The organism is Intrasporangium flavum (assembly GCF_001956915.1).
GTDB classification, from domain to species: domain Bacteria; phylum Actinomycetota; class Actinomycetes; order Actinomycetales; family Dermatophilaceae; genus Monashia; species Monashia flava.
This window is the reverse complement of sequence record NZ_MLJO01000006.1, coordinates 119,177-129,851: the sequence shown is the minus strand read 5'-3', so window position 1 is coordinate 129,851 and position 10,675 is coordinate 119,177. Positions and strand designations below refer to the sequence as shown.

The 10,675-nt window shown below is 73.2% G+C and carries 13 protein-coding genes and 1 pseudogene; 4 read left to right on the top strand and 10 right to left on the bottom strand.

The features are described from left to right. The 5 genes and pseudogenes from BIV28_RS06000 to BIV28_RS05980 all read right to left on the bottom strand — a co-directional run. Positions 1 to 248: pseudogene (locus BIV28_RS06000) on the bottom strand (hypothetical protein); the annotation flags it as partial. Between the two features lie 37 nt (positions 249 to 285). Further along, positions 286 to 939 (bottom strand): vWA domain-containing protein, encoded by a 654-nt coding sequence (locus BIV28_RS05995; RefSeq protein ID WP_076260162.1) that lies wholly within the window; start codon positions 937 to 939, stop codon positions 286 to 288. Positions 940 to 980: 41 nt separating this feature from the next. Continuing rightward, positions 981 to 1,400, bottom strand: a complete 420-nt coding sequence (locus tag BIV28_RS05990) for a hypothetical protein (protein WP_083707079.1) — start codon at positions 1,398 to 1,400, stop codon at positions 981 to 983. A 55-nt stretch (positions 1,401 to 1,455) separates the two neighbouring features. Next, on the bottom strand, positions 1,456 to 1,845 hold the full coding sequence (locus BIV28_RS05985; protein WP_076260161.1) for a pyridoxamine 5'-phosphate oxidase family protein: 390 nt from the start codon (positions 1,843 to 1,845) through the stop codon (positions 1,456 to 1,458). Beyond that, a complete protein-coding gene (locus BIV28_RS05980; RefSeq protein ID WP_076260159.1) occupies positions 1,842 to 2,435 on the bottom strand; it encodes a dihydrofolate reductase family protein in 594 nt (197 codons plus the stop codon). Before BIV28_RS05980 ends, BIV28_RS05985 begins: the two co-directional genes overlap by 4 nt. A gap of 87 nt (positions 2,436 to 2,522) precedes the next feature. Between BIV28_RS05980 and BIV28_RS05975 the strand changes: the two genes are divergently transcribed. Then, positions 2,523 to 2,975: a winged helix-turn-helix transcriptional regulator gene (locus BIV28_RS05975; RefSeq protein ID WP_076260158.1), complete on the top strand. Its 453-nt coding sequence runs from the start codon at positions 2,523 to 2,525 to the stop codon at positions 2,973 to 2,975. A gap of 116 nt (positions 2,976 to 3,091) precedes the next feature. Then, on the top strand, positions 3,092 to 3,712 hold the full coding sequence (locus BIV28_RS05970) for a response regulator transcription factor (RefSeq protein WP_076260156.1): 621 nt from the start codon (positions 3,092 to 3,094) through the stop codon (positions 3,710 to 3,712). On the opposite strand, the gene BIV28_RS05965 is transcribed toward BIV28_RS05970, so the two are convergent. Then, on the bottom strand, positions 3,696 to 4,724 hold the full coding sequence (locus tag BIV28_RS05965) for an AraC family transcriptional regulator (protein WP_076260181.1): 1,029 nt from the start codon (positions 4,722 to 4,724) through the stop codon (positions 3,696 to 3,698). The genes BIV28_RS05970 and BIV28_RS05965 overlap by 17 nt on opposite strands. A 197-nt stretch (positions 4,725 to 4,921) precedes the next feature. Here BIV28_RS05965 and BIV28_RS05960 point away from each other — a divergent pair, with 197 nt between their 5' ends. Next, complete coding sequence (locus tag BIV28_RS05960) at positions 4,922 to 5,761, top strand: oxidoreductase (RefSeq protein ID WP_076260154.1); 840 nt, start codon at positions 4,922 to 4,924, stop codon at positions 5,759 to 5,761. A 19-nt stretch (positions 5,762 to 5,780) separates the two neighbouring features. Here BIV28_RS05960 and BIV28_RS05955 read toward each other — a convergent pair whose 3' ends face one another. The 4 genes from BIV28_RS05955 to BIV28_RS05940 form a co-directional block, all read right to left on the bottom strand. Beyond that, on the bottom strand, positions 5,781 to 6,608 hold the full coding sequence (locus BIV28_RS05955; protein ID WP_076260153.1) for an anti-sigma factor: 828 nt from the start codon (positions 6,606 to 6,608) through the stop codon (positions 5,781 to 5,783). Further along, a complete protein-coding gene (sigK, locus tag BIV28_RS05950) occupies positions 6,605 to 7,207 on the bottom strand; it encodes an ECF RNA polymerase sigma factor SigK (RefSeq protein WP_076260151.1) in 603 nt (200 codons plus the stop codon). Before sigK ends, BIV28_RS05955 begins: the two co-directional genes overlap by 4 nt. Positions 7,208 to 7,269: 62 nt before the next feature. After that, complete coding sequence (locus BIV28_RS05945; protein ID WP_076260149.1) at positions 7,270 to 7,932, bottom strand: fasciclin domain-containing protein; 663 nt, start codon at positions 7,930 to 7,932, stop codon at positions 7,270 to 7,272. Between the two features lie 122 nt (positions 7,933 to 8,054). Further along, on the bottom strand, positions 8,055 to 9,569 hold the full coding sequence (locus tag BIV28_RS05940; protein ID WP_076260147.1) for a molybdopterin-dependent oxidoreductase: 1,515 nt from the start codon (positions 9,567 to 9,569) through the stop codon (positions 8,055 to 8,057). An 87-nt stretch (positions 9,570 to 9,656) separates the two neighbouring features. On the opposite strand from BIV28_RS05940, the gene BIV28_RS05935 reads away from it, so the two are divergent. Next, entirely contained in the window at positions 9,657 to 10,673 is a 1,017-nt protein-coding gene (locus BIV28_RS05935; RefSeq protein ID WP_076260145.1) for an LLM class flavin-dependent oxidoreductase, read from the top strand. The last annotated feature ends 2 nt before the right edge of the window (positions 10,674 to 10,675 follow it).

Here is a 10,675-nt window from a genome sequence, read left to right as displayed (position 1 = left end):
GCCCCGGCCCCGGCCCCGGCGCCGGTCGCGGTCCGCCCCGCCGGGGCGGCCGGCCAGACCGGCTGCCCGGCGTAGGGGTTCGGCGGGACGGGTGGGGCGACCGGCAGCTCACGCGTCGGTTCGGACCTCGGGATCGCCTGCGTCGCGGGGCCGGCGGGCACCGGCACGGTGAACTGCTCGTCCCAGCCGCCGACGCTCGGGCCGGTCGGGCCGGTCGGGTCGGGCCGGTCGGGCCCTGCGTCGCTCATGCGCTCAACGTACCCCCGCGACCCCCGCCGGAAGGGCTCACTCGGTGGCCGCGCGCCGCTGCTCCTCGTCGAAGGCCAGGTGTGCTGCCGCCTCCTTGACCGGCGCGCCCGCGGCCATGGCGGAGCGGGTCAGGCCGATGTTGCGGGAGGTCGCGGCCATCGCGGCGGCGACCCGGCCCCGGCCGTACGTCATGGAGTTCGCGGCCGCGACGCCGATGCTCGACCCGACCTCGATGGCGTCCTGGTCGGCGCCCATGTAGAGGAACTGCCAGGAGTACTCGGCGGTCTGCCGCTCGATCATCGCCTTGACCTGGGCGTGGGTCAGCTCGCGCGAGGCGTTCTCGTGGCCGTCGGTCATGATGCCGACGATGACGACACCCGGACGCTCCTGCTCGGGCAGGGCGGACAGGCGCTCGCCGGCCTCGCCGAGGAGGCGGCCGATCGAGTCGAGCAGGGCCGTGGACCCGCGCGGCGACAGCCGCAGCGGCGGCACGTCGGCCACGGGCACGTCGCGGTAGACCTCCTCGTAGCGGTCGTCGAACTGGGCCAGGGTGACCCGGCAGTCGCCGGGCTGGCTGCGCTGCTCGGCGATGAACGCGTCGAAGCCGCCCTCGGTGTCGTCCTTGATCGACTGCATCGACCCGCTGCGGTCGAGCAGGAAGTAGAGGTGCGTGAGGTTCGGGTTCGTCATGGTGGCTCCTCGGGTCGATGGCTGGCGGGTGGCGGGTGTGGTCAGGTGCTGCGTCGCGCGCGGAAGCGCAGCGGCCGCCCCGACGCGTCGGGGCCGGTGCGGTGGCGTCCCTCCTCGAGGTCGTAGCGGGCGCGCTCGACGCCGGCGGCCGTGACGCGTCCGGCCTCCGAGCCGTAGGCGCCGAGCAGGCTCGTGCGCGCCAGGCGCGGGCCGACCGCGTTCTCGGACAGGCCGGCGAGCGCGCCCGCGGTGCGGATCGTCTCGCCGTCGGCGACGAGCACCGCGGCCATGGCCTCGTCGACGGCGGTCGTCAGGTGCTCCTGCGCGGCGCGCAGCAACGGCAGCGCGTCGAGGGGGCGCGACGCGTCGGCCCGGCCCAGGGCGTCCCGGGCCGCGGCGATGGCCGTGTCGAGGGCCTGTTCCACCTGGGCCGGCAGGGCCCGCCGTGCGTCGTCGCTCATGCCTCCACGGTAGGCGCAGTTACTGCGGCGCCGCAAGAGGTGTGACGCCGTCGGTTCAGCCGACGCCGACGGTCTGGTGCTCGACCTCGATGAGGGCGACGACCCGGGTGAGACGCCGGTCGTACGGCTGCCCGGTGTAGGCGACGGCGATGCGGTCGACGAGCTCCCAGGCGGACTCGCCGCCGAGCCACCGCACGACCCGGCCGCGGACGGCGACGGGCGTGAACGCGTCGTCCGCGGGCGCGACCGAGAGCGCGACCCGGGCGTCGCGGCGCAGGTTGCGGGCCTTGCGCGAGCCCGGGCCGGTGAAGACGACGACGTGCTCGCCCTCGGTGCCGACGAAGACGGGCGTCACGTGCGGCGCTCCGTCGGGCAGGACCGTCGCGAGGTGGGCGATCGGGGTGTCCTCGAGGGCGCGGCGGACCTCCGGCTCGAGGGCGCTCACCGGACGACCGCGTAGTGCAGGTGGGTGACGCCGGGGGCCGCGACGGCCTCGAGCAGCCTCAGGTCGACGTGCTCCGGCAGCTCCTGGAAGAAGCGTCGGCCGGCGCCGAGGAGCACCGGGACCTGGTGCAGGACCACCTCGTCGACGAGGCCGGCGGCGAGGGCGGCCGTCGCGACGCCGCCGCCCATGAGGGCCACGTCCTTGTCGCCCGCCTGGGCCCTGGCCTCGGCCACGGCGTCCTCGATGCCGGTGGTGACGAGGGTCTGGCGGTCGTGGTCGGCGGGTAGCGGGCGGTGGCTGACGACGACCATCGGGGCGGTCGGGTGCGGCGTGCCGCCGGTGCCCCAGCCCGAGTCGTCGTAGGTGTGGCGCCCGACGAGGGTGGCCCCGACGCGGGCCGCGGCGGCGTCGAAGACGCGCCGGCTCGGCTCGCTGAGCGAGAACCCGTCGAACACCGCGCTCGGGGTGTCGCCGTCGAAGTACCAGTCGAAGAGGCGGCCGCCGTCGCCGAGGCCGTGGCCGGCGCGCGGGTCGCGCCCGGTGATGAAGCCGTCGACGGAGACCGAGAGTGCCACGAGGACCGAGCCCATGATGTGTCCTTTCGAGTTCCTTGAGGAGACTCCATGACCGTAGCAGGTGAAGTTCCTTCAGGGAACCCAGATGGCTAGGATGGCGCCATGCAGCGGACGAACTTCGGCGAGATGGCCTGCTCCATCGCACGCACCCTCGACGTCATCGGTGAGCCCTGGTCGCCCCTCGTCCTGCGCGACGTCTGGGTCGGGATCAACCGCTTCGAGCAGATCCAGGCCGACCTCGGCATCTCGCGCAAGGTGCTCACCGAGCGCCTCGGCCACCTCGTCGACCACGGCGTGCTCGAGCGCCGCCCGTACGACAACCGGCCACGTTTCGAGTACGTCCTCACCGACAAGGGTGTCGAGCTCGTCGACGTGCTCATGGTCATGGTGGGGTGGGGGGACCGGTGGCTCGCGGGTACGGACGGACCGCCGGTGCTCTACCGGCACCACGCCTGCGGCGAGGTCAGCAGCGTCGACCTGCGGTGCGCGCACTGCGGGGAGAGGATGCATGCCGGTGACGTCGACGTGCTCCCCGGCCCGGGCAGCGCCGCCTGACCGTTCCGCGCCAGCCGCCCGACGACGCCCGACGACACGCCTGACGAGCCACGCACGACGACACGCGAGACGACCAGTCTCCGACGAGCACGCCACTGCCAGAACGGGACCCACGCATGAGCCGACGACGCAACGAGCCCCTGTCCCTCGACCTCGAGGCGCTCCCGTCCGACGTGCGCGAGGTGCTCGAGGCGATGGTGCTCGGCCGGGAGGCGACCCTGGTGCGGGGCCACAGGGAGCTGGGCGTCCTGTCGTTCCGCTCTGCGGCGCTCGAGGGCACGCTGCTGCCCGGCCCGCGGATCACCTCCTGGCGCACCCGCCCGGTGCCCGAGGGCGTCACCGTCGTGGCCACCGCGATGCGCCTGTCGCCGGCCGTGCGCCAGCGCCTCTCCGACGACTTCGGTCCCGACCACGTCGTGCTCGACCTCCACGAGGCCCCCGACACCACCGACGTCCTGCTCGTCCACCCGGTCAGCCCCAACCTCCTCGGGGCGCTGCGGGCCCAGTTCCCGCGGGCGCGGGTCGTCATCACCGAGATCGACGACGAGGAGCTCGGCGTCAGCTACACCGGACCGGTCACCCGGCTGCTCGACGCCGGCGCCTCGGCCTACCTCCCGCCGCGCCCGGTCAGCGCCATCGCGTCGATGGTGCGGGACGCCCTCGCCGGCGACGGCGTGCCACAGCTGACGGCGCCGGAGCGGGGCGAGGGCGAGGGCCGCGTCATCGGCCAGGGCTGACCGGGGCCCCCGCGAGGGCCGCCCCCGCGCGCCGGCGGGACGCGTCGGGCGTCGAGCCGGTCCACGACCGGAAGGCGCGGTGGAAGGACGTCGCGTCGGCGTACCCGAGCAGGTAGGCGATGTCGCCGGTGCTCAGCTGCGGCTCGTCGAGGTAGCGCGTGGCCAGGGCGCGTCGCGTGTCGGCGAGGACCTGCTGGAACGAGGTGCCCTCGTGGGCCAGCTGGCGCTGGAGGGTCCGCGGCGTCGTCGCGAGGGCCTGCGTGACACCGCCTATCGACGCGTCGCCCGCCGGCAGCGAACGGTGCAGCACCGCCACCACCTGCTCGGCCACGGAGTCCGCCGCGCCGAGCTCGTGCAGCTGGCGTCGGAGCTCGGGGGCGAGGACGCGCCACAGCGTCTCGTTCGTCGTCAGGAACGGCCGGGTGGCGTCGGCGGCCTCGAAGCCCACCCGGTACTCGCTGCCGCCCCGGACCCGGGTGCCGAGATAGCCCTCGAGGGCCGAGCGGTCCCGCGGCCCTGCGGGCATCGTCACCGTCGTGGGCCGGATGTGGTGGCGCGTCGCGATCCGGCCCAGGGCGACCCAGAAGACGAGCTCCGACGCGGCCAGCACCGGGGGGACCGGAGGTCCTTCGGGCCACTCGAAGGCGACGTCGAGGCCGCCGTCGGGCCGTCGCTCGACCTCGAGCCGCAGCGGCCCGATGAGGGGCTTGTACTCCGCGATGCGCCGCGCGGCGGATGCGAGGTCGGCGCTGCACGAGGCGGCGAGGATGGGCGGGCTGAAAGCCTCCGCCGAGATGGCGGTGCCCACCTCGAGGGTGAGGTCGCGGTCGCCCGCCTCCTGTGCCAGGGCCTCCCAGAGGCGGTAGTACTCCTCGACGGTGAGCCACGTCGGCCCGCGCACCGCGAGGCCGTCCGGCAGTCCGGCGCGGCGGAGTACGCACGGCCACGAGAGCCGCAGGTCGCGGGCGAACACCTTGAACCCGGGGTCGAGGGCGAAACGTCCGACGGTCACGACCACCAGCGTAGGTGGGGCGCCGGCTCTCGCGTGTGTCCGATGGCGCCACGCGTCGGACCGATCACGCCACCGCCGGCGCAGCGGAGCGTGTCGTCGACGGACAACGAGATGGCGTCATCGGCCAGCCCCCGGGGGCTGCCGGCGTCCTAGCGTGGTCACCGACCCGACCATCCACCCCACCGGAGGAGAGCACCATGCCCACCACGAACGCCGTCGCCCTCGTCACCGGAGCGTCGTCCGGCATCGGCGCCGCGACCGCCCGCGAGCTCGCGGCCGCCGGCCACACCGTCTACGCAGCGGCCCGGCGCACCGAGCGGATGCAGGACCTCGCCGTCCTGGGCATCCACGTGCTGGCCCTCGACGTCACCGACGACGCCTCGATGCAGGACGCCGTGGCCACCGTCGTCGCCGAGCAGGGGCGCATCGACGTGCTCGTCAACAACGCCGGCTACGGCTCCTACGGCGCCGTCGAGGACGTGCCGATGCAGGAGGCCCGGGCGCAGATGGAGGTCAACGTCTTCGGGGCCGCGCGCCTCATCCAGCTCGTCCTGCCCCACATGCGGGCGCAGCGGTCGGGAACCGTCGTCAACGTCACCTCGATGGGCGGCAAGATCACCACCCCGCTCGGCGCCTGGTACCACGCGACGAAGTTCGCCCTCGAGGCCCTCAGCGACTGCCTGCGACTTGAGGTCGCGCCCTTCGGCATCGACGTCGTCGTCATCGAGCCCGGCGGCATCCGCACCGAGTGGAGCGGCATCGCGGCCGACAAGGTGCGCGCCGTGTCCGGCGAGGGTCCGTACGCCGCGCAGGGCCGCGCCGTGGCCGACTCGCTGTCGTCCGAGAGCACGGCGCGCCGGTCCTCGCCCCCCGAGCTCATCGCCAGGACCATCGCCAAGGCCGTCCGTGCCGGGCGACCGCGGACGCGCTACGCCGTCGGGTTCGGCGCCAAGCCGATGATCGCGCTGCACGCAGTACTGCCCGACCGCGCCTACGACAGCGTCGTGCGACGCGTCGTCGGCGTCCCGTCGGCCTGACGGGACGCCGACGACCTGGTCAGGCGAAGGCGAAGAGCGCGACCGGGGCGGACGTCGGCTGGCCCGACCCACCCGCCGGCTCGACCGTGATGCCGGCGCCGGTGGCCTTGCTCGCGTCGCCGTCGAGGACGACGACCTGGTCGGTGCCCGGCGGCATGAGCCCGGCGGAGGCCATGTGGCCGGTCGGGTCCTGCAGCCACAGCTGGTACACCTTGCCGTTCGGCGCCGCGGGCATGTCCTTGGTGACGAGCACGGCCTTGTGCAACGAGTCGGACCGGACGACCTTCGCCTGCGCCCCGCCCGGCAGCGTGTGCGTCACCGTCGTCGCGTCGGCGGCGGTGAGCACCTGCTCGGCGATGGTCTGGTTCGGGTCGGTGTTGGTGGTGCGCCACACGGTGAACCCGGCCACGGCGAGCACGAGCGCCGTCGCGGCCGCGACGAGGCCGCGCCACAGCGTCCGCCGCGGTGCACGAGCGGCGTGCGGCGCCGACGTCATCGGCGTCACCCGCTCGTCACCGGCCGGGTCGGATCCGGTCGGCCGAGCCGTGACGCCGTCTGCCGCAGCGGGTACGGGGATCGTCGCGGGAGCCTCGGCCTCGACGGGCGAGCCGACGAGCGGCGGCAGCGGACGCACGGTGCGGATGTCGGCCATCACCTTGGCCTTGAGGGACGGCGGCGGAGCCAGCTCGCTCAGCGCCGACAGCTCGGCCGCGGCGGCCCGCAGGCTCGCGACCTCGGTCTGGCACGCTTCGCACCCGGCCAGGTGCCGCTCGAACCGGACGCGCTCGACGTCGTCGACCGCATCGACGGCGTAGGCGCCCGACAGGGCGTGGATGTCGTCACTCACGAGGTCACCCCCATCGTGTCCCGAAGTCTGATGAGTCCGTCGCGGATCCGCGTCTTGGCGGTCCCGAGCGGGAGGCCGAGCATGGAGGCCACCTCCGTGTGCGTGTAGCCCGAGAGGTAGGACAGCTCCAGTGCCTGTCGTTGGGCGTCGGTCAGGGTCTGCAGCGCCCGGTGGACGCGTTCGGCGTCGAGACGCTGCACGGCTCCCTCGGCCGTCGCGTCGTGGTCGACGTCCTGGTGGGAGACCCCCCACGACTCGTCGCGCGACCGCGAGGCCTCCGAGGACCGGACCCGGTCGACGGCCTTGCGGTGGGCGATGGTGAGCATCCAGGACAGGGCGCTGCCCCGGCCGGCGTCGAAGCGGGCGCTGTGCCGCCAGATCTCGAGGAAGACCTCCTGCGTGACCTCCTCGGACTGGGCCGGGTCGCGCACGACCCGCCGCACCAGGCCGAACAGGCGCGTCGACACGGCGTCGTAGAGCTCGCCGAAGGCCGACTCGTCGCCGGTCGCGGACCGGTGCAGCAGCTCCTCGAGCCCTGCAGGACGGGGCGTCCCCTCCGGCGCTTCATCGCCGGAGGGGACGACCTGGAACCGTGTCATGGGATCCATTGTGGTCCCTCGGTCGGTCCGTTCACGTCACTGTCCCGTTGCCGCGTCGGTCGTCAGGGCATGAGGACGGAGTCGATGATGTAGACCGTCGCGTTGGCCGTCGGCACGTTGCCGCAGAGGACCTTGGCGTCCGCCTTGCCGACGGTGAAGTCCTCGCCCGAGCCCTTGACGGTGATCGTCGTGCCGGCGAGCGTCTTGTGGTCGCCCGCGAGCTGGTCCGGGGAGAGCTTGCCGGCAACGACGTGGTTGGTGAGGATCTTGGTCAGCGTCGGCTTGTCGGCGAGGACCTTCTTGAGGTCGGCGGCCGGGATCTTGGCGAACGCGTCGTTGGTCGGCGCGAAGACAGTGATCTCCGGGGCGGAGTTCAGGGTGTCGACGAGGCCGGCGGTCTTGACGGCGGTGACGAGCGTCGACAGGAGCGGGTTGTTGCTCGCGGCGGTGGCGACCGGGTCGGTGGCCATGCCCTGGAAGGAGCCCTTGCCGTCCTTCGGCACGGCGCTGCACGCGCTGCCGAAGACCATCGAGGCCGGGTCGGCCATGTCGCTGCTCGACGAGGTCATCGTGTCCGAGGGCGTCATCGCGTCCGAGCTGGTCGACATCGGCGTCGAGCCGGCGCCGGCGGAGGCGGTGTTGTTGTCCGTGTTGCTGCCGCAGGCCGACAGGGCCAGCGGGACGGCGAGGGCGAGGGCCACGAGGCCGGTGCGGGTCTTGTTCACGATCTGCTCCTTGAGAGGTGGTGCACGGTCATCAGTCGTTCGGTGCCGTGCGGCGGGTGGATTGGTCTGGGCTGCAACAAATTCGGAAACGTCGTGCCTTGTGGTGCCCGGGTGGCCGGTCGTCACGCGACCGTGACGACGACCTCCTGGATGCCGCTGGAACCGTTGGGGAACGGGCGTGCCCGGTCTGCGGTCTGCACCTGTCCCTCGCGGTCGACGGCGCGTACCGCCAGGCGGTGCAGGCCGGTCTTCGCGTCCCACGGCAGGTACCACTGGCGCCAGTAGTCGAGGCCGACGTCGGGGCCGAGCCTCGCCTCCTGCCAGGGGCCGCCGTCGATGCTCACCTCGACCTTCCCGACGCCGCGGTGCTGGGCCCAGGCGACGCCGCCGACGGCCACGCGTCCGGCCTGGATCGTGGACAGCGGTGCAGGCGTGTCGATCCGGGCGCTCGTCTTGATCGGGGCGTCGGTGGACCACTGTCGTTCGGTCCAGTACGCCTTGTCCTGCGCGTAGGTCGTCAGCGTCAGCTTCGTCAGCCACTTCGTGGCCCCGACGAAGCCGTAGAGACCGGGCGTGATGAGGCGGGCCGGGAAGCCGTGCACGTCGGTCAGCTGCCGGCCGTTCATGCCGATGGCGATCATGGCGTCGCGGCCGTCACGGACGACGGCGAGCGGGGTGCTGATGGTGAACCCGTCGACGGCGGTGCTGAACACCTGGTCCGGGTTGCCCTTGACGCCGGCGCGGTCGAGGACGTCGGTGAGCCGGACGCCGAGCCAGCGTGCGGCCCCGACGTAGCCGCCGCCCACCTCGTTGGACACGCAGGTCATCGTGATGTCGCGCTCGATGAGCGGCATCGCGGAGAGCTCGGCGAAGGTCATCGTGAACGGACGCTCCACCATGCCGTCGACCTGGAGCGACCACGTGTCGACGTCGACCTGCGGGACGGTGAGGTTGGTGTCGACCCGGTAGAACTTCTCGGTCGGCGTGCGCAGCGGGCTGATGCCCTTGACCTGCGACTCGATCCCGGCGGGAAAGGCCTTGGCGGGGCTCGCCGGCCGGGGGAGCACGATGTCCTTGACCCTGGTCGCCCCCGCACGCAGCTGACCCCCGGCCGCGGCCAGCGCCGACAGGACGACGACGCCGGCGGAGCCGAGGACGAAGCGGCGTCGCGCGAACCCGCCGGACGCGTCGGAGCCAGGGTCCGTCCGCCCGTCGCTGTCGATGGCGCGCACGAGCCCGACGAGGACGGCCACGCCCACGACGAGCGCGACCACCGAAGGCACGGCGTCGAGGAGCCCGGCGGTGGGCCGGGAGAGCGCCGCGGCGCCGGCCAGGCCGACGAGCACGACGAGCCCGGCGACCGAGAGCCACAGTCGGCGCCGGGCCAGCAGGCCGACGAGCGCCGAGAGCACGAGCGTGACGACGAGCACCGACGCCTGGAGCACGAGCTTGTCGTTGGTGCCGAAGTGCTCGATCGCCCACTCCTTGAGCGGCTGCGGCGTCAGGTCGATGACCGTCGAGCCGATCGCGAGCACCGGGGACGCCGCGGGCTGCACGAAGCCGGCCACCAAGTGGCCGGCGGCGATGCCGGCGACGGCGGCGAGCAGGCCGGTCAGTGCGAACCGTAGGCGTGTCATGGGGGTCGTTCGGCGCGGGCGGGGGCGGCGGATGGTTTGCCGCAGGGCGTGCGGAAGGCTTTGGCCCGCTCGTGCGTTGGAGGGGACGTGAAGAACATCGGCTTCCTCTCCTTCGGACACTGGAACCCGTCGCCGCACTCGCAGACGCGCACGGCGTCCGACACGCTGCTCCAGTCCATCGACCTCGCCGTCGCCGCCGAGGAGCTCGGCGCCGACGGTGCCTACTTCCGCGTGCACCACTTCGCGCGGCAGCTGGCCTCGCCGTTCCCGCTCCTCGCGGCCGTCGGGGCGCGCACGAGCCGCATCGAGATCGGCACCGGCGTCATCGACATGCGCTACGAGAACCCGCTCTACATGGCCGAGGACGCCGGCGCCGCCGACCTCATCTCCGGCGGCAGGCTCCAGCTCGGCATCAGCCGCGGGTCGCCCGAGCAGGTCGTCGACGGCTTCCGCTACTTCGGCTACGAGCCCGAGGGTGGCGACCACGCGGCCATGGCCCGCCAGCACACCGAGGTGTTCCTCGACGTGCTGTCCGGCAAGGGTTTCGCCGAGCCGAGCCCACGCCCGATGTTCCCCAACCCGCCCGGCCTGCTCCGCATCGAGCCCCACTCCGAGGGCCTGCGCGAGCGCATCTGGTGGGGCGCCGGGTCGCGCGCCACGGCCGAGTGGACGGCGCAGCAGGGCATGAATCTCATGAGCTCGACGCTCCTCACCGAGGACACCGGCGTGCCGTTCCACCAGCTGCAGGCCGAGCAGATCCAGCGGTTCCGCGACGCGTGGAAGGCTGCCGGGCACGAGCGCGAGCCACGGGTCTCGGTGAGCCGCAGCGTCTTTCCCATCGTCAGCGACCTCGACCGCGCCTACTTCGGGCGCGAGTCCGCGAGCAGCGACCAGGTCGGGATCATCGACGGAGGCACGGCACGCTTCGGCAAGACGTACGCGGGGGAGCCGGACCAGCTGGTGCGCGACCTCGCCGAGGACGAGGCGATCGCCGCGGCCGACACGTTGCTGCTCACCGTTCCCAACCAGCTCGGCGTCGACTACAACGCGCACGTCATCGAGAGCCTCCTGACGCACGTCGCACCCGGGCTCGGCTGGCGCTGAGC

Excerpts from the sequence above, each read along its gene's own strand:
- BIV28_RS05990 (WP_083707079.1), bottom strand. The coding sequence starts at position 1,400 with ATGAGCGACGACGCACGGCGGGCCCTGCCGGCCCAGGTGGAACAGGCC.
- BIV28_RS05995 (WP_076260162.1), bottom strand. The coding sequence starts at position 939 with ATGACGAACCCGAACCTCACGCACCTCTACTTCCTGCTCGACCGCAGC.
- BIV28_RS05960 (WP_076260154.1), top strand. The coding sequence starts at position 4,922 with ATGCCCACCACGAACGCCGTCGCCCTCGTCACCGGAGCGTCGTCCGGC.
- BIV28_RS05980 (WP_076260159.1), bottom strand. The coding sequence starts at position 2,435 with ATGGGCTCGGTCCTCGTGGCACTCTCGGTCTCCGTCGACGGCTTCATC.
- BIV28_RS05975 (WP_076260158.1), top strand. The coding sequence starts at position 2,523 with ATGCAGCGGACGAACTTCGGCGAGATGGCCTGCTCCATCGCACGCACC.
- BIV28_RS05970 (WP_076260156.1), top strand. The coding sequence starts at position 3,092 with ATGAGCCGACGACGCAACGAGCCCCTGTCCCTCGACCTCGAGGCGCTC.
- sigK (WP_076260151.1), bottom strand. The coding sequence starts at position 7,207 with ATGACACGGTTCCAGGTCGTCCCCTCCGGCGATGAAGCGCCGGAGGGG.
- BIV28_RS05940 (WP_076260147.1), bottom strand. The coding sequence starts at position 9,569 with ATGACACGCCTACGGTTCGCACTGACCGGCCTGCTCGCCGCCGTCGCC.